This is a genomic window from Streptomyces sp. NPDC050164 (assembly GCF_044459945.1).
Lineage (GTDB): Bacteria > Actinomycetota > Actinomycetes > Streptomycetales > Streptomycetaceae > Streptomyces > Streptomyces coeruleorubidus_A.
On record NZ_JBITJK010000011.1, the window covers coordinates 172,427 to 196,382 of the forward strand.

Annotated in this window: 18 protein-coding genes; 16 read left to right on the top strand and 2 right to left on the bottom strand. The window is 68.7% G+C overall.

The features are described from left to right. The first annotated feature begins 81 nt into the window (after positions 1-81). A complete protein-coding gene (locus ACIBNA_RS18135) occupies positions 82-492 on the top strand; it encodes an MmpS family transport accessory protein (RefSeq protein ID WP_399166187.1) in 411 nt (136 codons plus the stop codon). A 105-nt stretch (positions 493-597) separates the two neighbouring features. Here the strand turns inward: ACIBNA_RS18135 and ACIBNA_RS18140 are convergent, their stop codons facing one another. Then, the gene (locus tag ACIBNA_RS18140) at positions 598-1,593 is read right to left on the bottom strand and encodes an acetylxylan esterase (protein ID WP_399166188.1); all 996 of its coding nucleotides are present in this window, start codon (positions 1,591-1,593) and stop codon (positions 598-600) included. Between the two features lie 230 nt (positions 1,594-1,823). Here ACIBNA_RS18140 and ACIBNA_RS18145 point away from each other — a divergent pair, with 230 nt between their 5' ends. From ACIBNA_RS18145 to ACIBNA_RS18170, 6 genes are read left to right on the top strand one after another with little or no spacing between them, the layout of a single operon-like run. Next, a complete protein-coding gene (locus tag ACIBNA_RS18145) occupies positions 1,824-2,816 on the top strand; it encodes an ABC transporter permease (protein WP_399166189.1) in 993 nt (330 codons plus the stop codon). Further along, positions 2,810-3,682, top strand: a complete 873-nt coding sequence (locus ACIBNA_RS18150) for a carbohydrate ABC transporter permease (protein ID WP_397616581.1) — start codon at positions 2,810-2,812, stop codon at positions 3,680-3,682. The genes ACIBNA_RS18145 and ACIBNA_RS18150 overlap by 7 nt, the downstream gene beginning before the upstream one ends. Before the next feature lie 56 nt (positions 3,683-3,738). Further along, the gene (locus tag ACIBNA_RS18155) at positions 3,739-5,394 is read left to right on the top strand and encodes an extracellular solute-binding protein (RefSeq protein WP_399166190.1); all 1,656 of its coding nucleotides are present in this window, start codon (positions 3,739-3,741) and stop codon (positions 5,392-5,394) included. After that, the gene (locus ACIBNA_RS18160) at positions 5,391-5,750 is read left to right on the top strand and encodes a hypothetical protein (protein ID WP_399166191.1); all 360 of its coding nucleotides are present in this window, start codon (positions 5,391-5,393) and stop codon (positions 5,748-5,750) included. The genes ACIBNA_RS18155 and ACIBNA_RS18160 overlap by 4 nt, the downstream gene beginning before the upstream one ends. Then, positions 5,747-6,430: a hypothetical protein gene (locus ACIBNA_RS18165; RefSeq protein ID WP_399166192.1), complete on the top strand. Its 684-nt coding sequence runs from the start codon at positions 5,747-5,749 to the stop codon at positions 6,428-6,430. The genes ACIBNA_RS18160 and ACIBNA_RS18165 overlap by 4 nt, the downstream gene beginning before the upstream one ends. Continuing rightward, a complete protein-coding gene (locus ACIBNA_RS18170) occupies positions 6,427-8,433 on the top strand; it encodes a beta-galactosidase (RefSeq protein WP_399166193.1) in 2,007 nt (668 codons plus the stop codon). Before ACIBNA_RS18165 ends, ACIBNA_RS18170 begins: the two co-directional genes overlap by 4 nt. On the opposite strand, the gene ACIBNA_RS18175 is transcribed toward ACIBNA_RS18170, so the two are convergent. Beyond that, on the bottom strand, positions 8,427-10,412 hold the full coding sequence (locus tag ACIBNA_RS18175) for an alpha-glucuronidase (RefSeq protein ID WP_399166194.1): 1,986 nt from the start codon (positions 10,410-10,412) through the stop codon (positions 8,427-8,429). The genes ACIBNA_RS18170 and ACIBNA_RS18175 overlap by 7 nt on opposite strands. 708 nt (positions 10,413-11,120) lie before the next feature. Between ACIBNA_RS18175 and ngcE the strand changes: the two genes are divergently transcribed. From ngcE to ACIBNA_RS18220, 9 genes are all read left to right on the top strand, one after another. Further along, entirely contained in the window at positions 11,121-12,575 is a 1,455-nt protein-coding gene (ngcE, locus tag ACIBNA_RS18180; RefSeq protein WP_399166195.1) for an N-acetylglucosamine/diacetylchitobiose ABC transporter substrate-binding protein, read from the top strand. A gap of 40 nt (positions 12,576-12,615) precedes the next feature. Further along, a complete protein-coding gene (locus ACIBNA_RS18185; RefSeq protein ID WP_274820432.1) occupies positions 12,616-13,542 on the top strand; it encodes a carbohydrate ABC transporter permease in 927 nt (308 codons plus the stop codon). After that, complete coding sequence (locus tag ACIBNA_RS18190; RefSeq protein ID WP_399166196.1) at positions 13,542-14,465, top strand: carbohydrate ABC transporter permease; 924 nt, start codon at positions 13,542-13,544, stop codon at positions 14,463-14,465. Before ACIBNA_RS18185 ends, ACIBNA_RS18190 begins: the two co-directional genes overlap by 1 nt. A gap of 422 nt (positions 14,466-14,887) precedes the next feature. Then, positions 14,888-16,099 (top strand): ROK family protein, encoded by a 1,212-nt coding sequence (locus ACIBNA_RS18195; RefSeq protein WP_399166197.1) that lies wholly within the window; start codon positions 14,888-14,890, stop codon positions 16,097-16,099. Positions 16,100-16,232: 133 nt separating this feature from the next. Continuing rightward, entirely contained in the window at positions 16,233-17,333 is a 1,101-nt protein-coding gene (locus ACIBNA_RS18200) for a sugar ABC transporter substrate-binding protein (protein ID WP_399166208.1), read from the top strand. A 227-nt stretch (positions 17,334-17,560) separates the two neighbouring features. Further along, entirely contained in the window at positions 17,561-18,352 is a 792-nt protein-coding gene (locus ACIBNA_RS18205) for an ATP-binding cassette domain-containing protein (protein ID WP_097221478.1), read from the top strand. Further along, positions 18,349-19,641 (top strand): sugar ABC transporter permease, encoded by a 1,293-nt coding sequence (locus tag ACIBNA_RS18210; RefSeq protein WP_399166198.1) that lies wholly within the window; start codon positions 18,349-18,351, stop codon positions 19,639-19,641. Before ACIBNA_RS18205 ends, ACIBNA_RS18210 begins: the two co-directional genes overlap by 4 nt. 180 nt (positions 19,642-19,821) lie before the next feature. Continuing rightward, positions 19,822-21,753, top strand: a complete 1,932-nt coding sequence (dxs, locus tag ACIBNA_RS18215) for a 1-deoxy-D-xylulose-5-phosphate synthase (RefSeq protein WP_399166199.1) — start codon at positions 19,822-19,824, stop codon at positions 21,751-21,753. Positions 21,754-21,908: 155 nt separating this feature from the next. After that, positions 21,909-23,408 carry an amino acid permease gene (locus ACIBNA_RS18220; RefSeq protein ID WP_274820437.1) on the top strand — a complete coding sequence of 500 codons (1,500 nt, stop codon included), beginning with the start codon at positions 21,909-21,911 and terminating at the stop codon, positions 23,406-23,408. Positions 23,409-23,956 lie beyond the last annotated feature (548 nt).

Below are 23,956 nucleotides of genomic sequence, written 5' to 3' on the forward strand. Positions count from 1 at the left end.
CGTCGGGTTTTGTGAAGTTGACTTTGCTCTCCCTTCACGATTGGCTGCGGATCCGACCTTTCATGATCCGGGGGGATCCCTTTGAACCGCACCATCCGTGCAGCCGTCTGCGTCGGCGCCACCGCCGGTCTCGCGCTCGCTCTCAGCTCCTGTTCCGAGGCCGTCGACCAGGTCGACAAGGCAGTGGACGAGACGTACCAAGTCACCTACGAGGTCACCGGGAAGAACGTCGACTCGATCGAGTTCCACGGCGGCGGTGGCAAGGCCATGGAGCCGAAGGTCGAGTCGGTGTCGAAGCCCGAGCTGCCCTGGAAGAAGACGGTCACGCTGCGCGGCATCATGCCCGCGGCGGTCATGCCGGTCGCCGCGGACCCCGAAGGCGCCCAGGTCACATGCAAGATCATCCACAAGGGCAAGGTGCTCGAGGAGCAGAGTGCCGATGGTCTGGTGACCGCCGGCGGCTGCACCGCGGAGTCCCCGATCGGGAAGTAGCCCCCAATTGCGAGGCCGATGGGCGGGCCGGCGTCCCGCACCCGGAGTTCCGGCCGGACCTCAGGTCAACGAACCCCGAAGGGTGACCGCAAATCCCTGCGGTCATCACTCCGATCCGCCCAACACCTCTCGCATCCAGGCCAGTTGACGCCGCACCTGCACCGCGTCACCCCCCTCGTGCCCGTTGAACGGATACGCGTGGATCTCCTTGCGCGGTGCCGTGCCGGTCAGTTCGGCATAGCGGTTGAACGCGGCGTACGCCCCGCTCGGCGGGCACACCGTGTCCCGTAGCCCCACGCCGAAGTGAGCCGGAGCCTGCGCGCGACGGGCGAAGGAGACGCCCTCGACGTAGGAGAGGGTGCGGTAGACGTCGCGCTCGGCGCCCCGGTGGACGGCGAGATAGGACGCGATCTCGCCGTACGGCCCCGCGTCCGTGAGGTCGAGCGCGCGGCGGATGCCGCACAGCAGCGGGGCGGTGACGAGCAGCGCCGTCAGGTCGGGGACGAGCCCCGCGACCGCCAGAGCCAGTCCGCCGCCCTGGCTGTTGCCGGCCGCGACGATGCGCGCGGGGTCGACGCCGGGCAGTTCCCGCACCGCCGTGACCGCGCGGACCGCGTCCGTGATCAGGCGCCGGTAGTGGTAGTCCTCGGGAGCGAGCAGGCCGCGTACCGCCGGGCCGGGGCCGCCCGGTGCGGTGGCGTGCGGGTCGGGGGTGTCGCCGCCGCAGCCGTACTCGTCGCCCTGCCCGCGATTGTCCATGAGCAGGTGCGCGTACCCGGCGTTCACCCACGTCAGGCGCTCGTGCGGCAGCCCCCGGCCGCGTCCGTACCCGGCGAACTCGACGACAGCGGGAAGGGGTTCGCCGGAGACCGCCGGCCTGCTGAACCAGGCGCGCACCGGGTCGCCCGCGAACCCCCGGAACGTCACGTCCCAGGTCCGCGTCAGCCGCAGGCCCGTCTCCACCGGCCGCACCGACACCAGCGGGTCCGCCTGGCCGGCCTCCTTCAGGGTGCGCAGCCAGAACGCGTCGAAGTCGGCGGGCTCCCCGATGTCCGGGCGATGGAGCTCCAGTTCCGTCAGCGGCAGGTCGAACGCGGGCACGGCGGCACCTCGCAGGAGTCGGTGGTCATCCAGAAACTTGCGACGGGCAACGGGGCAGGTCCCTGGGGTCTACCCAGGTTCGACGCGATTCCAACGCGGCACAGAGGCCTCAGCCGACTGCCGCTGCACCCATTGACAGCGCTTTCTGCTGCCCTTAAGTTGCCGCGAAGTTACCGGTAAGAGCTCGAAAGTTTCGGTTCCGCGTCCCATGCCCACGGGAGGCCCGAGCAATGAGCACGTCCACCAGATCGGCCCCGCCGGGCACCGAGGATCCGTCTCCGGCCTCAGCCGCACCCCGACGCGGCAAGCGGGACCCCGCCCGGACCGGCTGGCGGCGGGCGCTGCGCCGCGACTGGCAGTTGTACTCGCTGGCGATCCTGCCGCTGCTGTTCTTCCTGGTCTTCCGCTATCTGCCGATGATCGGCAACGTCATCGCCTTCCGGCGCTTCGAGCCGGGCGGATCGCTCTTCGGCGAGGAGTGGGTGGGGCTGCGCTATGTGCAGATGTTCCTCAACGACCCCACCTTCTGGCAGGTGTTCCGCAACACCCTGTGGATCGGCGGGCTCACGCTGCTGTTCTGCTTCCCGGTCCCGATCGTGCTGGCGCTGCTGCTCAACGAGGTACGCCGGCGCTCCCTGAAGCGGTTCGTGCAGTCGGTGTCGTACCTTCCGCACTTCCTGTCGATCGTGATCGTCGCGGGCATCACGATGCAGATGCTGGCCGGCGACGGCCCGGTCAACCACATCCTCGGCTGGTTCGGCCACGAACCGATCCGCTTCATCCAGGAACCCGAGTGGTTCCGCACGATCTACGTCGGCTCGGAGATCTGGCAGACCGCCGGCTGGGGCACGATCCTCTACCTCGCCGCGCTCACCACGATCGACGAGGACCTGTACGAGGCCGCGCGCATCGACGGCGCCAACCGCTGGCAGCAGATCTGGCACGTCACCCTGCCCGGCATCCGGCCCACCATGGTCACGCTGCTGATCCTCAACATCGGCGCGTTCATGGCGGTCGGCTTCGAGAAGGTCCTGCTGCTGTACAACCCGCTGACGTATCCGACCGCCGACGTGATCTCGACGTACGTGTACCGGTCCGGCGTGGAGTCCAACAGCTTCAGCTACGCCGCCGCCATCGGTCTGTTCGAGGCGATCATCGGCCTGGTCCTCATCACGTCCGCCAACCAACTCTCGCGCCGCACAGTGGGGACGAGCCTGTGGTGAAGCCGAGTCGTTCCTACCGGGTCTTCCAGGGCGTCAACGGGGTGGTCCTCACCCTCGTCGTGCTGGTGACCCTGTACCCCTTCGTCAACATCCTCGCGCGGTCCTTCAGCGGGGAGCGGCAGATCCGGGCCGGTGAGGTGACCCTGCTGCCCAAGGGGTTCAACCTCACCACGTACGAGATCGTGTTCCAGGACTCGATGTTCTGGCGGAACTACGGCAACACCGTGCTGTACACGGTCGTGGCGACGGCCGTGGCCATGGTGCTGACGACCTGTTACGCCTACGTGCTGTCGAAGAAGCACCTCAAGGGCCGTGGCGTGCTCGTCGGGATCGCCGTGTTCACCATGTTCTTCACCGGCGGCCTGATCCCGAACTACATCCTGGTCACCAGCCTCGGCCTGAAGAACAGCGTCTGGGCGATCGCCCTGCCGAACGCGATCAGCGTCTTCAACCTCCTGGTCATGAAGGCCTTCTTCGAGAACCTGCCGACCGAACTGGAGGAGGCCGCGCAGATCGACGGCCTCAGCACGTACGGCATCCTGCTCAGGATCGTCCTGCCGCTGTCCAAGGCGGTCGTGGCGACGATGGTGCTGTTCTACTCGGTGTCCTTCTGGAACTCCTGGTTCAGCGCCTTCCTCTACATGGACCGGACGGATCTGATGCCGGTCACCGTCTACCTCCGCAACCTCATCCAGGGCGCCACCGGCGGCGGCAACGCCGGCGCGGGCACGGAGCAGCTCAGCCAGGTCGGCGCGAACATCCAGTCGGTGACCATCGTCCTCACCGCCCTGCCGATCCTCTGCGTGTACCCGTTCGTCCAGCGCTACTTCGTCTCGGGCGTGATGCTCGGCGCGGTCAAGGGCTGACGCGGCCTCCTCAACTCGCCTACGGATCAACTCGCTTACGGAACAAAGGAGTCTCCGTGAAGAACGCAGGACAGCTGTCGCGGCGCCAGATACTCGCCGCCGCCGGCTTCATCGGCCTCGCCACGGTCACCGGCTGCGGCAGCTCAGAGGACGGCGGGGACGGGAAGGACCTGTCGAAGAAGCAAAACGGGGCGATGAAGAACTACCGGGCCGGGCAGCAGTTCAAGGCGGCCAAGCCGCTGTCCTTCTCGGTCCTGCACAACAACAACCCCGTCTACCCCATGAAGGACGGCTGGCTGTTCTGGAAGGAACTCACCAAGCGCACCGGCGTCACCCTCGAACCGGTCGACGTCCCGCTGGCCGACTACGAGAAGAAGCGCAGCGTCCTCATCGGCGCGGGCGACGCCCCCTTCCTGATCCCGAAGACGTACCACCCCTCCGAGGTCGCCTTCGTCTCGTCGGGCGCGATCCTAGCGGTCAGCGACTACGTTCACCTGATGCCCAACTTCCGCGACAAGGTGCGCAAATGGAAGCTGGAGCCCGAGCTCGACTCGATCCGCCAGTCCGACGGCAAGTACTACCTGCTGCCCGGTCTGCACGAGAAGGCCAAGTCCGGCTACTCGCTGTCCTTCCGCACGGACGTCCTCGGCAAGCACGGCCTGAGCCTGCCCACCACCTGGGACGAGGTCTACGACGTCCTCAAGGCGCTCAGGGAGGAGTACCCCGGCACGTACCCCTTCTCCGACCGCTGGAGCACCAACACCCCCTTCCCCTGCGGCGCCCTGTTCAGCTACCTCGGCCAGGCCTTCGGCGTCCGGGCCGGATGGACGTACGACAACATCAGCTTCGACCACAAGGCGCAGAAGTTCGTCTTCACCGGCGCCCAGGACGCCTACCGCCAGATGGTCGAGTACCTGCGCAGGCTCGTCGCCGAGAAGCTCATGGACCCCGAGAGCTTCAGCCAGACCGACGACCAGGCCGTGCAGAAGCTGCTCGCCGAGAAGTCCTACGCGATCAGCGCCAACCCCCAGGAGCTGGTGCAGAACTACCGCTACAACCTGGAGAAACAGGTCGACGGGGCCGAGATCGAGATGGTCCCGGTGCCCCTCGGACCGGCCGGCCCGGTCGTGCTCGGCGGCACCCGCCTGGAGAACGGCGTCATGGTCTCCAGCAAGGCCCTCAAGAGCGACGGCTTCGTCGCGATGATGCAGTTCCTCGACTGGCTCTGGTACTCCGACGAGGGCCAGAAGTTCTGCAAGTGGGGCGTCGAGGGCGTCACCTACACCGAGTCCGGCGGCCGGCCCCGGCTGAAGCCCGGCATCTCCCTGATGGGCTCCGACCCCGACGCCCCGAAGGACCTCCAGAAGGACTACGGCTTCTTCAACGGCGTCTTCACCTACGGCGGCACCTGGGACCTGGTCTCCTCCTCGTTCAGCCCGGACGAGAAGAGGTTCCAGGACGCCATGACCCAGCGCGAGCAGCTGCCCGTCGACCCGGCCCACCCGCTCCAGTCCTTCGAGCAGGAACAGGCGACCCTCTGGGAGACCCCGCTCAAGGACACCGTCATCCAGAACACCCTCCAGTTCGTCCTCGGCAAGCGTCCGCTGTCCGAATGGAACGCCTACCTCGCCGAACTGAAGTCGAAGAACATGCAGCAGCTCGTCGACCTGCACAACAAGGCGTACGAGCGGTTCAAGAAGGAGAACGGGTGATCCGCGTCCCCGACGCGCCGATCGGCCGGCTGACCGGCGCCTGGCGACACCGCGTCGGCACCGGCCGCCACGACCTCGCCCTGCGCCGCGGCTTCCAGGACTCCGCCGAGCCCGCCCGCACCTGTCGGCGGCTGGCCGCTGACGCCGGCCGCGTCGGTCTGGTCCTGCGCCGCGGCTTCCAGGACTCCGCCGAGCCCGCGCGCACCTGTCGGCGGCTGGCCGCTGACGCCGGCCGCGTCTACCTGCCCCTGACCCTGGGCCGGCACGAGGTCACCCTCGTCGAGCTCACCCCGGCCGCCGACGGGACCCCGCTCTGGTGGGACGAGTGGCGCCTGCCCGGCCGGGAGGCGGCATGAGCACCGTACGTACCTCCGACTTCGGCACCGGAGCCCTCTCCCGCGCCTCCGCCCTGATCCACACCGTCCTCACCGTCGAGGCGCTGCTGCTCCTCGCCGCCTCCCCGGGACTGGCCGGACTGCTCCTGCTCGGCCCCGACCCCGCCAACCTGCCCCTCGCGGCCCTGTGCCTCCTGCCCGCCGGACCGGCCCTGTCCGCCGCCCTCTACGCCCTCCACCACCGCAGCCGCGACCTCACCGAACTGCACCCGGCCCGCGCCTTCCTGCGCGGCTGGCGGCTCAACGCCGTACCGGCGCTGAAGCTGTGGACACCCCTGCTGGCCTGGCTGACGGTCATCGCCTTCACCCTGACCCACTTCTCCGCCACCGGCCTGCCCGCCTGGTGGGCGCTGCTGCTCGCGGCGATCGGCGCCGGCTCCCTCCTCTGGGGCGCGCACGCCCTCGTCCTCACCTCGCTGTTCGCCTTCCGCGCCCGGGACACCGCCCGCCTTGCCGGGTACTTCCTGCTCCGGCACGGCCGCGCCACCCTCGCCGCCGCCTCCCTGCTCGTCCTGACGGCCGCGCTGACCGCCCTGCTGACCGAGGCCGTGGCAGCCCTGCTGGCCGCCCCGTTACTGCTGTCCCTGCTGCACGGCAGCCGCACGGTGATCACCGAGACCCAGGAGGACTTCACGGCATGACCGCGCCCCGCACGCCGAAGATCCCCTACGGCGGTGACTACAACCCCGAGCAGTGGCCCGAGGACGTCTGGGACGACGACCACCGCCTGTTCAGCCGGGCCGGCATCGACACCCTCACCGTCGGCGTCTTCACCTGGTCCCTCACCCAACCGGCCCCGGACACCTACGACTTCACGGTCCTGGACCGCATCCTGGACCGTGCCACCGCAGAGAACCGCCGGGTCTGTCTGGCCACCGGCACCGCCGCCCTCCCGCCCTGGCTCGCCAAGCGCCACCCCGAGGTCAACCGCACCGACTTCGAGGGCCGCCGCCACCGTTACGGCCAGCGCCACAACTTCTGCCCCAGCTCACCGACGTACCGCGAGCACGCCACCGCGCTGGCCTCCCGCCTCGCCGAACGGTACGCCGACCATCCCGCCCTGCTCGCCTGGCACATCAACAACGAGTACGGCGGCGTCTGCTACTGCGAGCTGTGCGCCGAGGCGTTCCGTCAATGGCTCCGCGACCGGCACGGCACCCTCGACGCCCTCAACGACGCCTGGTGGACCACCTTCTGGTCGCACCGCTACACCGACTGGGACCAGATCGAGCCGCCGAACGCCCTCACCGAACACTGGCGCGGCCCCGACCACACCGCCTTCCAGGGCATCACCCTCGACTACTTCCGCTTCACCACCGACGCCCTCCTCGGCTGCTTCCTGGCCGAGAAGGAGGTGATACGCGCCCACGACCCGGACACGCCCGTCACCACCAACTTCATGGGCACCTTTCGCCCCCTCGACTACCACCGCTGGGCGCCCCACCTCGACTTCGCCTCCTGGGACAACTACCCGCCCCTGGACGCCCCGCCGACCCGGCCCGCCCTCGCCCACGACCTGATGCGCGGCCTGAAGGACGGCGCCCCGTTCTGGTTGATGGAGCAGACGCCTTCCACCACCGCGTGCCGGGACGTCAACCCGCTCCGGCGACCCGGCGAACTCCGCCTCGCCACCTTCCAGGCCATCGCCCACGGCGCGGACGCCGCCCTCTACTTCCAGATGCGCGCCTCACGGGGCGCCTGCGAGAAGTACCACGGGGCGGTCATCGGCCACGCGGGCCGCGACGACACCCGTATCTTCCGCGAAGTAGCCGAGGTGGGAAGGGAGCTGGAGTCCCTGGGCGACCGGACTCTCGGCGCCCGGACCCCGGCCCGTACCGCCCTCCTCTTCGACTGGGACAGCTGGTGGGCCCTGGAGATCTCCGACGGCCCGTCCCGGCCGGTCAAGTACCCGGACATGGTCCACGCCTACTACCGGGCCGCCCGCGAGGCCGGCGCCGACGTGGACGTGATCCCGCAGACCGCCGACCTCGCGCCCTACGACGTGGTGCTCGCCCCCGTCCTCCACATGGTCAAGGGCGACCTCGCCACACGCCTCGAAGAAGTGGCCGCCCGCGGCGGCACGGTCCTGGCCACCTTCCTCTCCGGCCGCGTCGACGAGCACGACCGCGCCTTGCTCACCGACGTCCCCGGCCCGCTCGCCCCTCTCATGGGCATCCGCGTGGACGAATGGGACGCCCGCCCCCCGGAGTTCGCACAGCCGATCCCCGAACTGCCGGCCGAGGCACGGCTCGTCTTCGAGATCGTGCTCCCACGCGGCGCCGAACCGGTCGCCACGTACGGCACCGACTTCTACGCGGGCACCCCGGCTGTGACCCGCAACCGGTTCGGTGACGGCGAGGCCTGGTACGTCGCCACCGCCCTCGACCAGCCGGGCGTCGACGAGGTCGTCCGCCGCATCCTGGCCCGCCACGACCTGCTCGGCCCCTACGCCGACCACCCCGCGGTGGAGACCGCCACCCGTGTCACCCCCGACGGCACCCCCCTCCTTTTCCTCCTCAACCACGCCCCCGAACCGGCCCACCTGACGGCCCGCACCACCGCCACCGACCTGCTCACCGGCAAACGGGTCGAGCAGGGCGAACCCCTGGTCCTCGACCCCCTGGGCGTGGCGATCCTTCAGTAAATCCGGCGCCCTCGCTCGTCCGGCAACCCCGACTTGCGGAAGAAGTAGCTGTTGATCTGGTCGCGCCACTCGCGGGCGCTGCGGAGCTGCTCCTCGTACCGCTCCGCCACCCGCGCGTGGCGCGCCGGGTCCACCAGCCCGGCCAGCAAGGCCCACGCCTCCCGGGCCTCCTCGACCTCCTCCACGCCTTCGAAGTGCGTGTCGTAGATGTGCTGGATCACGGTCTTCCCGCTCTTCAGCGGATGTCCGTACGGCACGTGGTGGAAGAACAGCAGCAGCTCGTCGGGGCAGGTGTCCGCCGACTCGTACAGCTCGGCCCACGGCTTGGCGTACTGCCCGGCGTACCCGGTGCCGGTCACCACACTGCGGTCGACGCCGATGCCGTCCCGGTCGGCGAAGTGGTAGGTGCCCCAGGGGCTGTACTCGTAGCCGTCGACGCTGGGCCCGTAGTGGTGGCCCGGCTGCACCATCCATCCCACGCCGAGCGGAGCGGTGTACTTCTCGTACGTCCGCCACGAGCCGTCGAGCACCGCGTGCAGCCCGTCGGACAGGCGCTCCGAGACCTCCGGGAAGGTCAGCCCGATCCACTCGTCGAGCACCTCACGCGGCTCCGCGTCCGGCCGCCAGGCCAGCCGTCCGAAGGTGTACAGGTTGGCCTGGGCGAGGGGATGCCCGGTCCAGAACGGATCGTCGCCGGCGTTGGACACGGCGACCAGCCCGCCCCGCGCCCGTTCCCCCACGGACGACTCCGGTTCGTGCCGGAACCGCAGCACCTCGCTCCACATCGGCCCCAGCCAGCAGACGTGCCGCTGCTGCCCGGTGTACTCCTGGGTGACCTGCAACTCCACCGCCAGCCGGGTGCGCGGCATCGCGCCGATCAGCGGCGAGACCGGCTCGCGCACCTGGAAGTCCATCGGCCCGTGCTTCACCTGGAGCACGGCGTTCGGCGCGAACTCGCCGTCCAGCGGCACGAAGTGGTCGTACGCGGCCCGGGCCCGGTCCGTCGTGCGGTCCCGCCAGTCCTGGCGGTGGTCGTAGACGAACGCCCGCCAGTGGACGGTGCCGCCGTACGGTTCGAGCACGGCGGCCAGCATGTTCGCTCCGTCCGCGTGAGTGCGGCCGTACGCGAACGGGCCCGGCTGACCCTCCGAGTCGGCCTTCACCACGTACCCGCCGAAGTCGGGGATCGCCTCGTACACCCGTCGTGTCGCCGCTGCCCACCAAGCCCGCACCGCCTCACCCAGCGGATCGGCCGTGGGAAGTCCGCCGAGCACCACCGGCGCGGCGAAGGACACGGACAGGTGTGTGCGGACCCCATAGGGCCGCAGCACATCGGCGATCGCGGCCACTTCGCCGATCCGGTCGGTCAGCAGGTGCGCCTCGGTCTCGTGCACGTTGACGTTGTTGACGGCGACCGCGTTGATCCCGCACGCCGCGAGCAGCCTGCCGTACGCCCGCACCCGCTCCAGGTCGCCGCGCGCCCGCCCGTCCTCCCAGAACAGCGAGCCGCCCGCGTACCCGCGCTCCACCTGACCCATGACCGGGTGCACGGCGACGTTGTCCCAGTGGTCGAGCATGCGCAGGGCGAGGGCGGGCCGGTGCGTCTGCCGAACCCACGCGCCGGTGAACGCCGCCTCGCCGAGCCGCACGACATGGAACAGGCCGTACAGCAGCCCCCGTCCGCCGGAGGCGGTGACGGTCGTCGTGCCGCCCTCACGCGCGGATGTGAAGCCTTCCTCGCCGAAGCCGTCGGCACCCAGGTCGAGGACCAGGTCGTACGCGCCCTCGCCCGGCTGGACGTCGCGCACGACCCGCCCCCCGAACCGCCGGCAGGCCTCCGCCACCTCCCCGTGCACCGTCTCCACCAGCGCACTCGATCCACGGATCAGCGTCCGCCGGCTGCCGACCGCCCGGAAGACGGCGGGCGACAGCCAGGCCGGATCGACTCCCTCGGGCAAGACGGGCACGGGAAGCGGCATCAGACCCCCAACTCGGCTGCTCAGGCGAGCAGTTCGACCTCCGCCGGCGTGCCCTCGCCGTCGAGGACCAGGCGGTACTTCTCGTACGTACCCGGTGACCTCACGCTGAACGCGCGTGCCTGCCCGTGTCCGGCCGTTGACCTTCAGCCCCTGCACGTACACGTTCCGCGCGCTGTTCCCGGGCGTCTTCCCCTGTTTCTTGCGGCACGCCGAGAGCACGCACCGGACGCCGCTCCTTGACGGGTAAACGTTGCCTGCCGGGGGCACTGGGTGATGCGAACGCATGTGCCTGTTGTCGCTGGCTGAGGTGGTTACTGGGGGCGGGGTGGTGCACGTGGGGGTGGCTGCGGAGGCAGGGCATACAGTGGACAACGTTGTCAAATTCGAACACAAGGACCAGTAGTTGCCCAGGTGCCGGAGAGTGTCAAGGGTGTTGGCTGTGGCATTCGGGGGTGACGACCGGGAATTTTCCGCCGGGTTACCGGCAGAGCGCTCGACTTTCCGCGAGGTCTCAACTCGGATAAGACCCACGGCCAACCCTGTGTTCGATGTTGATCCGCTGGCGGGAAGTGGACTATACCTGTCGGACGATTCACGCGATCCGCACGTCACCACCCGCACTTCCTGCACGACCCAGCTTGACCCGATCGCGGTGCCGGGAAGGATCCGGTTCACCGCCTGAGTCCTGGAGAAGGCGAGGACTTGAGCATGGGATCCACTTCCGCCGAGAACCACGGCACCGAAGGTGTCGGCCGCCGTGATCTGATCAAAAGGTCCGCCGCGCTCGGGCTGATCTCCGTTCCCACGATGAGCTTCCTGTCCGCCTGCGCCAGCAGCGGCGGCGGCGACAGCGGGGACAAGGCCAAGGCCGGCAAGAAGACCGCGAAGAACCCGCTCGGCGTCAACGACACCGCGGGCATGGAATTCGTCCTGTTCGACGGCGGTTTCGGCAAGGAGTACGCCGAGGACGCCGTGAAGATCTACGAGAAGAACTTCCCCAAGGCGAAGGTGAAGTTCTCCGCCACCCAGAAGATCCAGTCCACCCTCCAGCCCCGCTTCAACCAGGGCACCCCGCCGGACCTCATCGACAACTCCGGCGCCGAGCAGATGGACATGGGCGTTCTGGTAGGCAAGAACCAGCTCACCGACCTCACCCCGCTGCTGGACGCGCCCTCCTACGACGACCCGGCCAAGAAGGTCCGCGACACGCTGCGCCCCGGCATCGTCGAGATGGGCCAGTTCGACGGCGAGAAGGTCTGGATCCTCTACTACGCCTACACGGTCTACGGCGTCTGGTACTCGCAGAAGGCCCTGGACTCGCTCGACGAGCAGTACCCCGAGACCTGGGACCAGATGCTCGCGGTCTGCGAGAAGGCCAAGAAGAAGGGCATGGCGGGCTGGACGTACGCGGGCAAGTACCCGTACTACCTCCCCTTCTCGCTCTACCCGATGATCGGCAAGGTCGGCGGCCGGGAGGTCCTCGACGCCATCGACAACCTGGAGCCGAACGCCTGGAAGCACCCGGCCGTCAAGGCCTGCTTCGACGCGTACTACGAGCTCTACAAGAAGGGCTACATCCTCAAGGGCACCCCGGGCCTGGACCACATCCAGTCGCAGACCGCCTGGGCCCAGGGCAAGGCGCTGTTCATCCCGAACGGCTCCTGGGTGGAGAACGAGTCGGCCAACGTCATCCCGAAGGACTTCGGCCTGGCCGTCTCCGCGCCCACCGGCCTCGACTCCTCCGACAAGCTGCCCTTCGGCACCATCTGGGCCTCCGGCGGCGAGCCCTTCATCGTCCCGGCCAAGGCGAAGAACGCCGAGGGCGGCATGGAGCAGTTGCGCATCATGCTCAGTGAGGCGTCCTCGAAGAACTTCACCGGCAAGGTGAAGTCGCTGACCGCGTACAACGGCGGCACCGACGGCATCGCCCTCACCCCCGGTCTGAAATCGGGTGTCGCGGCGCTGGAAAAGGCGGGCGAGAACGTGGTGAATCCCCGCCTCCAGGACTGGTACGTGCAGTTGCAGAAGGAGAAGATCGGTGTCTCCGGTCTGGGCGAGATGATGGCCGGCCGCCTCACCCCGGCCGAAGCCATCAAAAAGATCCAGGGCTACGCCGACGAGGCCGCCAAGGACGACTCCATCAAGCACTACAAGCACCAGTAACGGCACCGGAAACCTTTTCCGCAACGGCACCGGAGTGGCGATGCAGCACGGCAAGTACCGGTTCATCGTGGGCTTCCTCGCGCTGCCCCTGGGACTGTACGCGCTCTTCGTGGTCTGGCCGTTCATCCAGTCCATCTACTACTCGTTCACGGACTGGACCGGCCTGAGCCCCGAATTCAAGATGGTCGGTTTCGACAACTACAGCCGGATGCTGGACGACGAGATCTTCTGGAAGTCGTTGCAGCACAGCCTGCTGTTCGCGCTCCTGCTGCCGGTCGTGACGATCAGCCTGGCGCTGTTCTTCGCCTTCATGATCAATGTGGGCGGCAGAAAGAGGAAGAACGGCCCCGTCGTCTCCGGTGTCCGCGGCTCCTCCTTCTACAAAATCGTCTACTTCTTCCCGCAGGTCCTCTCGATCGCCATCGTCGCGCTGCTGTTCGCGTTCGCGTACAACCCGGACAGCGGCGCGATCAACTCGATCCTGCGCGGGATCGGGCTGGACGGCGTCCAGCCGCTGTGGCTGGGCGACCCCGACCTCGCGCTGTGGGCCGTGATGGCGGTGCTCGTCTGGTCCACGGTCGGCTTCTTCGTGGTCCTCTTCTCCGCCGGCATGGCCTCCATCCCGGCGGAGATGTACGAGGCCGCGCTGCTGGACGGGGCGGGCCGGGCCACGACGTTCTTCCGCATCACCCTGCCCCTGCTCTGGGACACCGTGCAGTCGGGCTGGGTCTACATGGGCATCCTCGCCCTGGGGGCCGAGTCGTTCGCGGTCGTGCAGATCATGACGACCGGGCCGGGCGGTCCCGACTACTCGACCACCGTCATGGTCCTGTACGTGTACCAGAAGGCGTTCCGTGACGGGCAGGCCGCCTACGCCACCACCATCGGTGTCGCCCTGCTCGTCGTCACGCTGGCCTTCGCCGCCGTGGTGATGCGGCTGGGCCGTCGCGAGCGGCTGGAGTACTGATGAAGACGACGCAGACCCCCGCGCCCGTGCCGGCCGAGTCCGGTGCGCCGGTCACCAAGGCCGACACCCCGCCGGGCCCGCCCCGGAAGGAGAAGAAGGAGGGCACGGTCCTCAACGCCTTCTCCCACGGCATCCTCGTCCTCTGGGCGTTCATGGTGGTCATGCCGCTGCTGTGGGCGGTGATGACGTCCTTCAAGGACGACCGGTCCATCTTCAGCTCGCCCTGGTCGCTGCCGGACACGCTGCACTTCGACAACTGGTCGCGGGCGTGGACCGAGGCCAACATGAGCGACTACTTCCTCAACACCGTCCTGGTGGTGGGGGGTTCGCTCGTCGGCACGCTGGTGCTCGGCTCGATGGCGGCGTACGTCCTGGCCCGCTTCGACTTCCCGGGCAACCGCTTCATCTACTACCTGTTCATCGGCGGCATGAGCTTCCCGATCATGCTGGCGCTGGTCCCGCTGTTCTACGTCGTGAACAACATGGGCCTGCTGAACACCATCCACGGCCTGATCCTCGTCTACATCGCCTACTCCCTCCCCTTCACGGTGTTCTTCCTGACGGCGTTCTTCCGCACGCTGCCGACGTCGGTGGCCGAGGCGGCCTTCGTCGACGGCGCCTCGCACAGCCGTACGTTCTTCCAGATCATGCTGCCCATGGCCAAGCCGGGCCTGGTCAGCGTCGGCATCTTCAACTTCCTGGGCCAGTGGAACCAGTACATGCTCCCCACGGTCCTCAACACCGACCCCGACAAGCGCGTCCTCACCCAGGGCCTCGTCCAGCTGGCGGTCAGCCAGGGCTACAAGGGTGACTGGTCGGGCCTCTTCGCGGGCCTGGTCATGGCCATGCTCCCGGTCCTGGCGGCGTACATCATCTTCCAGCGACAGGTGGTGCAGGGCCTGACGGCGGGTGCGCTGAAGTAGCGACGGCCTGCGGCAGCTGAGCCGCAGGGGTTTCGCAGCCCGGCGTTGCAGGGCCCGGGCACTGGCGCTGATGCCGGGTGGGTCCGCAGCCCGGCGAAGCGGGGTGCCGCTGCGCCCACCCGTGCCGCCCTTAGCGGCACGATTGCCCGCAGCTAGGCGCGTCAACGGACAGTCAGCCGGCGTCCGACCCCATCGCGCCGTTCCGAGGACGGACACCCCCCGACGCGGCCCCGACCCACCACCACCGCGTAGGCGCCCCTGCCCAACCGCCGGAGGCCCCCGTAGCCCTCCGCAACCACATGCACACACCTCGAATCGGTTCAACCTCTTGACGGGAGGCAACCCGAACGGCTCAGCTTAGAGTTCACTAGTTGGACATGGACGGGGCCTCATCGAAGCGGCCCCGCGCGCAGGAGGTCGTCGTGGAGACTCCGGGGTCGCAGTCATCGCTGCACCGAGCCAACCTGGAGCGGGTCGTACGAGCCGTACGCCTGGCGGGCTCCCTCACCCAGGCCGAGATCGCCCGGACGACGGGCCTGTCCGCGGCGACGGTGTCCAACATCGTCCGGGAGTTGAAGGACGGCGGCACGGTCGAGGTCACACCCACCTCGGCAGGCGGCCGTAGGGCCCGCAGCGTGTCGCTCAGCGGTGACGCCGGCATCGTCATAGGGGTCGACTTCGGCCACACCCACCTACGCGTCGCCGTCGGCAACCTCGCCCACCAGGTCCTCGCCGAGGAGTCCGAGCCGCTGGACGTGGACGCCTCCTCGACCCAGGGCTTCGACCGGGCGGAACAGCTGGTCACCCGCCTGATCGAGGCCACCGGAGTCGACCGTTCCAAGATCGCCGGCGTAGGCCTCGGCGTGCCCGGCCCCATCGACGTGGAGTCCGGCACCCTCGGCTCGACCGCGATCCTCCCCGGCTGGACGGGCACCAAGCCCGCCGAGGAGCTCCGCGGCCGCCTCGGCGTCCCCGTCCACGTGGACAACGACGCCAACCTCGGCGCCCTCGGCGAGATGGTCTGGGGCAGCGGCCGCGGCGTGCGCGACCTTGCGTACATCAAGGTCGCCAGCGGTGTCGGCGCGGGTCTGGTGATCGACGGCAAGATCTACCGCGGTCCGGGCGGTACCGCCGGAGAAATCGGACATATTACACTCGACGAATCCGGCCCCGTCTGCCGCTGCGGAAACCGCGGCTGCCTGGAGACCTTCGCGGCCGCGCGCTACGTGCTCCCGCTCCTCCAGTCCAGCCACGGCACCGACCTGACGATGGAAGGCGTCGTGCGGCTCGCGCGGGACGGAGACCCGGGCTGCCGTCGGGTGATCGCCGACGTCGGCCGCCATATCGGCAGTGGAGTGGCCAATCTCTGCAACCTGCTGAACCCGAGCCGCGTGGTGCTCGGCGGTGATCTCGCCGAGGCCGGTGAGCTGGTGCTCGGACCGATCCGGGAGTCCGTGGGCCGCTACGCCATCCCCAGTGCGGCACGCCAGCTGTCCGTTCTCCCCGGGGCACTCGGCGGCCGTGCAGAGGTGCTCGGAGCGCTCGCGCTGGCCCTCAGCGAGATGGGCGATTCGACCCTTTTGGACGGCACTGCCGTCGGGGCGCTGCAGGCGACGGCCCCTGCCTTCACTTAGAGAACGGATGGCACCGTTGCCATCTCGTTAAGGATTTACTTCTTGACGTCGCACGTGTGGCCGAGTTGACTTCCAGCCACCTCGGCCGCAATGTCGCGGCCTCGTCAGGGAGGTTTCTGAAGTGAACACGCGTATGCGTCGCGCCGCCGTTGCGATTGCCGCCGGTGCGATGGCTGTTTCGCTTGCTGCCTGTGGCAGCGCCAAGGAGTCCGGCGACAACGCCGATTCCACGGGGTCCGCCAAGAAGGGCGACGACATCAAGGTCGGCCTGCTCCTTCCGGAGAACGCGACCGCGCGCTACGAGAAGTTCGACCGGCCGCTCATCCAGAAGAAGGTCAAGGAACTCACCAACGGCAAGGGCGAGGTCGTCTACGCCAACGCCAAGCAGGACGCCAGCACGCAGAACCAGCAGGTCGACACGATGGTGACCAACAAGGTCGACGTGCTGATCGTGGACGCGGTGGACTCCAAGGCCATCGCCGGCTCGGTGAAGAAGGCCAAGGACGCGGGCATCCCGGTCGTCGCCTACGACCGCCTGGCCGAGGGCCCGATCGACGCCTACACCTCGTTCGACAACGAGACCGTCGGCAAGACCCAGGGCGAGGCCCTGCTGAAGGCCCTGGGCGACAAGGCCAAGGACGGCCAGATCGTCATGATGAACGGGTCGTCCACCGACCCGAACGCCGCCCAGTTCAAGAAGGGCGCACACTCCGTCCTCGACGGCAAGGTGAAGATCGGCCGCGAGTACGACACCAAGGAGTGGAAGCCGGAGAACGCCAACTCCAACATGGAGGGCGCCATCTCCGCCCTCGGCAAGGACAAGATCGTCGGCGTCTACTCCGCCAACGACGGCATGGCGGGCGGCATCATCACGGCCCTGAAGGCCGCCGGCATCGCCGACATCCCGGTCACCGGCCAGGACGCCGAGCTCGCGGGCGTGCAGCGCATCGTCACCGGCGAGCAGTACATGAGCGTCTACAAGCCCTACCCGCAGGAGGCGGACGTCGCGGCCGAGATGGCCGTCGCCCTCGCCCAGGGCAAGTCGCTCGACTCGATCGCCAAGGACAAGGTCGACAGCCCGACCACCAAGGCCATCCCCTCCGTCCTGGTCCCTGTCGTCTCGCTGACCAAGGACAACATCAAGGACACCGTCATCAAGGACGGCATCTACACCGTGAGCGAGATCTGCACCGGCAAGTACAAGGCCGCCTGCGACAAGATCGGTCTCAACTAAACAGCCGTCAGGTCCCCTAAGCAGTCGTCAGGTCCCTTGAGGGGTACGGGAGTCCGCGTGCGGACTCCCGTGACGCTCGTGACTCTTGTGACTCCCGCACGGGACCGGCTGCCCCGAGTTCCTCCGGCGCCCCGCCACACCAGCCCCGCAAAGCTCCGCGGGGCGCCGGAGTGATCACTCCTCCCACACTTCTGCACAACCTCCCGCCGGGTCAGGCGGCGAAGGAGATGGTTCACGTGTCCGCTACGCCCGTGCTGGCGTTGCGCGGGGTCTCCAAGCGGTTCGGTGCCGTACAGGCGCTCACCGACGTAGAGCTTGAGGTCCACGCCGGTGAAGTGGTCGCCCTGGTCGGCGACAACGGCGCCGGAAAGTCCACGCTGGTCAAGACGATCGCCGGCGTGCACCCCATCGATGAGGGCGTCATCGAATGGGACGGCAGGTCCGTCCAGATCAACAAGCCGCACGACGCCCAGAACCTGGGCATCGCGACCGTCTACCAGGACCTCGCGCTGTGCGACAACATCGACGTCGTCGGCAACCTCTACCTGGGCCGGGAGATCCGCAAGCGCGGCATCCTCGACGAGGTGGAGATGGAGCGCCGCTCCCGCGAGCTGCTCGACACGCTGTCGATCCGCATCCCCAGCGTGCGCATCCCGATCGCCTCGCTCTCCGGCGGCCAGCGCCAGACCGTGGCCATCGCCCGGTCCATGCTCGGCGAGCCGAAACTGGTCATCCTCGACGAGCCCACCGCCGCCCTCGGCGTCGAGCAGACCGCGCAGGTCCTCGACCTGGTCGAGCGGCTGCGCGAGCGCGGCCACGCCGTGATCCTCATCAGCCACAACATGGCCGATGTGAAGGCCGTCGCGGACAAGGTCGCCGTGCTGCGCCTCGGGCGCAACAACGGCATCTTCGAGGTGAAGTCGACCTCGCAGGAAGAGATCATCTCCGCCATCACCGGCGCCACCGACAACGCCGTGACCCGCCGTGCGGCGCGCACGAACGGGGAGGTTTCCAAGTGAGCATCGACAAGACCTCCGCGGCGCCCGAAGACCACGCCGTGGAGAACCCCGAGGCGGCCAAGGCCGCCGTCACGGTCGTCGACCCCCGGCTGCTGGTGCGCGAGCAGGGCCTCGCGGGCTACGTCACCGAGTTCAAGCGCAAGATGAAGTCCGGCGACCTGGGCTCCATCCCGGTCGTCGTCGGCCTGGCCATCATCTGGATCATCTTCCAGAGCCTGAACTCCAACTTCCTCACCGCGGGCAACCTGTCCGACATGTCCGTCGCCATGGTCGGCACGGGCATGATCGCCGTCGGCATCGTGTTCGTGCTGCTTCTGGGTGAGATCGACCTGTCGGTCGGCTCGGTCAGCGGAGTCGCGGGTGCGAGCTTCGCCGTGCTGAACGTCACCAACGGCATGAACGAGTGGCTCGCCTTCCTGCTGGCCATCGTCACCGGCACGGTCGCCGGCGCGCTGCACGGCTTCTTCTTCGCGAAGATCGGTGTCCCCGCGTTCGCCGTCACCCTGGCCGGACTGCTGTTCTGGAACGGCTTCATGCTCCAGATCCTGGGCGACAACGGCACGATCAACCTCGACCCGGACGGGGTCGTGGCCCAGCTGACCAGCTACTACTTCTCGGACGTGGCCGCCGCCTACGGGCTGGCCGCCGTGGTGACCGCCGGGTACTTCCTCAGCTCCTTCCTCGGTAACCGACGCAGGGAGGCCGCGGGGGTGCCGTCGCGGCCGCTGAGCGAGACCATCGTGCGGACGGTGCTGCTGGCGATCGTCGCGTTCGCCGTCGCCATCGTCTTCAACCAGTACAAGGGCCTGCCGCTGGCCGTGGTGATCTTCATCGTGGTGCTGCTGGTCACGGACTTCGTGCTGCGGCGCACGGCGTACGGCCGGAAGGTGTTCGCCCTCGGCGGCAGCGTCGAGGCGTCGCGGCGGGCCGGCATCAACGTGGAGATGGTCCGGATCTCGGTGTTCGCGATCTCCGGGACCTTCGCCGCGGTGGGCGGTCTGTTCATCGCCTCGAAGATCGCGGCGGCCAACCAGGGTGCCGGTGGCGGTGACCTGCTGATGAACGCGATCGCGGCCGCGGTGATCGGCGGTACGTCGCTGTTCGGCGGTCGTGGGCGTACGTGGAACGCGCTGCTCGGTGTGCTGGTGATCGTGTCCATCCAGTACGGGCTCGCCCTGGAGGGCATCGCTTCTCCGGTGCAGTACATGATCACGGGTGGTGTGCTGTTGGCCACGGTCGTGATCGACGCGGTGACGCGTAAGACACAGAAGACGGCAGGGCGCGCGTAGCGCCGAAGAACACCGCTGTGCCCGGCACCGTGAGGTGCCGGGCACAGTCATGTCGTAGGTGTGGCACAACTTGGGTACAGCCGAACGCGTGACGTACGACGCATGGCCTCGGCACCGCCCGCGAAGGCGGAACATTAGACTCGACAAACCCGGCAACAGCTCTACTGCAAGGAGGCACGGGTGCCGCTGCTGACCCGTATCAGGGGACCGCGCGATCTGGACCGGCTCAGCCTGGAGGAGTTGAACCAGCTGGCGGAGGAGATCCGGACCTTCCTTGTCGAAGCGGTCTCCAAGACCGGCGGTCACCTCGGCCCCAACCTCGGCGTGGTGGAGCTCACCATCGCCCTGCACCGGGTCTTCGACTCGCCCAAGGACAAGGTGCTCTGGGACACCGGTCACCAGTCCTACGTGCACAAACTCCTCACCGGCCGTCAGGATTTCTCCCGGCTGAAGATGAAGGGCGGCCTGTCCGGCTACCCCTCGCAGGCCGAGTCCGAGCACGACGTCATCGAGAACTCGCACGCCTCGACCGTCCTCGGCTGGGCCGACGGCATCGCCAAGGCCAACCAGCTCCTCGAGCGCGACAGCCACGTCGTCGCCGTCATCGGTGACGGCGCGCTGACCGGCGGCATGGCCTGGGAGGCGCTGAACAACATCGCCGACGCCAAGGACCGGCCCCTCGTCATCGTCGTCAACGACAACGAGCGGTCCTACGCGCCGACCATCGGCGGTCTCGCCAACCACCTCGCGACGCTGCGGACGACGGACGGCTACGAGCGGTTCCTCGCCCGCACCAAGGAGGTGCTGGAGCGCACCCCGGTCGTCGGGCGGCCGCTCTACGACACCCTGCACGGCGCCAAGAAGGGCCTGAAGGACTTCATCGCCCCGCAGGGCATGTTCGAGGACCTCGGCCTGAAGTACGTCGGCCCGATCGACGGACACGACCTGGAGGCCCTGGAGTCCGCGCTCGCGCGGGCCAAGCGGTTCGGCGGGCCGGTCATCGTGCACTGCCTCACCGAGAAGGGCCGCGGCTACCAGCCCGCCCTCCAGGACGAGGCCGACCGCTTCCACGCCGTCGGCAAGATCCACCCCGACACGGGCCTGCCGATCGCCTCCTCCGGCGCCGACTGGACGTCCGTGTTCGGCGAGGAGATGGTCAAGCTCGGCGAGGAGCGCGAGGACGTCGTCGCCATCACCGCCGCCATGCTCCAGCCGGTGGGCCTGGACAGGTTCGCCAAGCGCTTCCCCGAACGGGTCTACGACGTCGGCATCGCCGAGCAGCACGGCGCCGTGTCCGCGGCGGGCCTGGCGACGGGCGGGGTGCACCCGGTGTTCGCGGTGTACGCCACCTTCCTCAACCGGGCCTTCGACCAGGTGCTGATGGACGTGGCCCTGCACAAGTGCGGGGTGACCTTCGTGCTGGACCGGGCCGGTGTCACCGGCACCGACGGGGCGTCCCACAACGGCATGTGGGACATGTCGATCCTTCAGGTCGTGCCGGGGCTGCGGCTGGCCGCGCCGCGTGACGCCGACCAGGTCCGCGCCCAGTTGCGGGAGGCCGTCGCGGTCGACGACGCGCCGACCGTGGTCCGCTTCTCCAAGGGCGCCGTTGGTCCCGCCGTTCCCGCCGTGGGCCGGGTCGGCGGCATGGACGTGCTGCGCGAGCCCGGCACCGACCGGCCCGACGTGCTGCTGGTCTCCGTCGGCGCCCTCGCGCCGATGTGCCTGGAGATCGCCGGCCTGCTCGACAAGCAGGGCATCTCCACGACCGTCGTCGACCCGCGCTGGGTCAAACCCGTCGACGAGGCCATGGCCCCGCTCGCCGAGCGGCACCGCGTGGTCGTCACCGTCGAGGACAACAGCCGGGTCGGTGGTGTCGGTTCGGCGATCGCGCAGGCGCTGCGCGACGCGGGCGTCGACGTGCCGCTGCGCGACTTCGGCATCCCGCCGCGCTTCCTCGACCACGCCTCGCGCGCCGAGGTCATGGCCGAGATCGGCCTCACCGCGCCGGACATCGCCCGCCAGGTGACCGGGCTGGTCGCCAAGCTGGACGGGCGGTACGAGCGGTCCGCCGCGGACGCGGTGGACTCGGTGGAGTCCGCGCGCGACTGACACGGCCGGCACGGCCGAGCGGTTCGGATGGGCCGGTTACCCCACCATGAGGGTGGTGTAACCGGCCCATTGGCGTGAATTCGTCCGTGCCGGGGCATACGGATGGTGCCCCCTCTCGATCATGTCGAGGACGACAAGCGTGGGAGGTATCCCCTGTGAGCAGCACCCTCTTTCGGACGAAGAAGGTCGAGCAGTCCATCCTCGACACCGAGGAGCCAGAGCACGCGCTCAAGAAGTCCTTGTCCGCGCTCGATCTGACGGTCTTCGGCGTCGGCGTGATCATCGGCACCGGCATCTTCGTCCTCACCGGAACAGTCGCGAAGAACAACGCCGGGCCCGCGACGGCTCTGGCGTTCGTCGCGGCCGGCGTCGCCTGCGCCCTGGCCGCGCTCTGTTACGCCGAGTTCGCGTCCACGGTCCCGGTCGCCGGGTCCGCCTACACGTTCTCGTACGCCTCCCTCGGTGAACTGTCCGCCTGGATCATCGGCTGGGACCTGGTTCTGGAGTTCGCCCTCGGTACGGCGGTGGTGGCCGTCGGCTGGTCCGGGTACATCCAGTCGCTCATGGACAACGCGGGCTGGGCGATGCCCGCGGCCCTGGGCAGCAGAGAGGGCTCCGACGTCTTCGGCTTCGACCTCCTCGCCGCCGCGCTCGTCCTCGTCCTCACCGGCATCCTCGTGCTCGGCATGAAGCTGTCCGCGCGGATCACGTCGATCGTCGTCGCCATCAAGGTGACGGTCGTCCTCGTCGTGATCATCGCGGGCGCGTTCCTCATCAAGGGCGAGAACTACGACCCGTTCATCCCGAAGGAGAAGCCGGTGGAGGCCGGGTCGAGTCTCGACTCCCCGCTGATCCAGCTCATGTTCGGCTGGGCGCCCTCCAACTTCGGCGTGATGGGCATCTTCACCGCCGCCTCCGTCGTGTTCTTCGCCTTCATCGGCTTCGACGTCGTCGCCACGGCGGCGGAGGAGACCCGCAATCCGCAGCGCGACATGCCGCGCGGCATCCTCGGCTCCCTCTTCATCTGCACGGCCCTGTACGTCGCCGTGTCGATCGTTGTGACCGGCATGCAGCACTACAGCCAACTGTCCGTCGACGCGCCGCTCGCCGACGCGTTCAAGGCCACCGGGCATCCCTGGTACGCGGGTTTCATCAGCTTCGGTGCCGCTGTCGGTCTGACGACGGTGTGCATGATCCTGCTGCTCGGGCAGACCCGGGTGTTCTTCGCGATGAGCCGCGACGGACTGCTGCCCCGCTTCTTCTCGCGCGTGCACCCGCGGTTCAAGACCCCGCACCGGCCGACCATCCTGCTCGGCGTGGTCATCGCGATCCTGGCCGGCTTCACTCCGCTGACGGAGCTCGCCGCCCTGGTGAACATCGGCACGCTGTTCGCCTTCGTGGTCGTGGCCATCGGTGTGCTCGTCCTCCGAAGGACCCGCCCCGACCTGCACCGGGCCTTCCGCACCCCCTGGGTGCCGCTCATCCCGATCCTGTCGGTGTGCGCCTCGCTGTGGCTGATGATCAACCTGCCCGCCGAGACGTGGGTGCGGTTCGGCATCTGGATGGCCGCCGGGTTCTTCGTGTACTTCCTCTACGGCCGCACGCACAGCCGCCTCGCGAGGGGAGAGGAAACGAAGCCCGAGCAGACGCTCTAGCCGCGTCCTGTGCGGGTTCGGTGGGGGCGCGCCTTCGCCTGCGCGGTGGTTGTGGGTCGGGGCCGCGCCGGGGGTGTCCGTCCTCGGAACGGCGCGAGGGGGTCGGACACCGGCTGACTCCCCGTTGACGCGCCAACCGCTGCGGGCGGACACCCCCCGACACGTCCCCTTCTCGGCGTGCGCGGGTGCGGGCGCGTCTCGGCTGAGCTGCCGCAGGCCGCGGCGCGGCGGGCCGCCGGTCCCGCCTGGCTGCGGGCGCTCGTGCCGCTGGGGCGATGGGGGTCGCCCCTGCTCACAGGGTCCCCCCGTTCGAGCGAAGCCCAGAGCCTGGGGGAGGGGGCGCAGCGGCACCCCGCAGCGCGGGGTTGCGCAACGCCTCGGCCCCAGCAACCGCTGGCGGCACCCCGTTCCGCCGGGCTCGGACCACCCCGCGCCGGCAAGAACGCCGGGTGCCTAGTAGTGCTTCGTTACGTTGGGTGATCTCGCCTGGTGGTGGGCATCCTCTCCGGTATGAGGTTGGGGGAGGTGGAACGACTCCGGGGCGAGTT

Coding starts and splice junctions, on each gene's coding strand:
- ACIBNA_RS18165 (WP_399166192.1), top strand. CDS start 5,747: ATGAGCACCGTACGTACCTCCGACTTCGGCACCGGAGCCCTCTCCCGC.
- ACIBNA_RS18175 (WP_399166194.1), bottom strand. CDS start 10,412: ATGCCGCTTCCCGTGCCCGTCTTGCCCGAGGGAGTCGATCCGGCCTGG.
- ACIBNA_RS18205 (WP_097221478.1), top strand. CDS start 17,561: ATGGTTCACGTGTCCGCTACGCCCGTGCTGGCGTTGCGCGGGGTCTCC.
- ACIBNA_RS18190 (WP_399166196.1), top strand. CDS start 13,542: ATGAAGACGACGCAGACCCCCGCGCCCGTGCCGGCCGAGTCCGGTGCG.
- ACIBNA_RS18145 (WP_399166189.1), top strand. CDS start 1,824: ATGAGCACGTCCACCAGATCGGCCCCGCCGGGCACCGAGGATCCGTCT.
- ACIBNA_RS18200 (WP_399166208.1), top strand. CDS start 16,233: ATGCGTCGCGCCGCCGTTGCGATTGCCGCCGGTGCGATGGCTGTTTCG.
- ngcE (WP_399166195.1), top strand. CDS start 11,121: ATGGGATCCACTTCCGCCGAGAACCACGGCACCGAAGGTGTCGGCCGC.
- ACIBNA_RS18185 (WP_274820432.1), top strand. CDS start 12,616: ATGCAGCACGGCAAGTACCGGTTCATCGTGGGCTTCCTCGCGCTGCCC.
- ACIBNA_RS18170 (WP_399166193.1), top strand. CDS start 6,427: ATGACCGCGCCCCGCACGCCGAAGATCCCCTACGGCGGTGACTACAAC.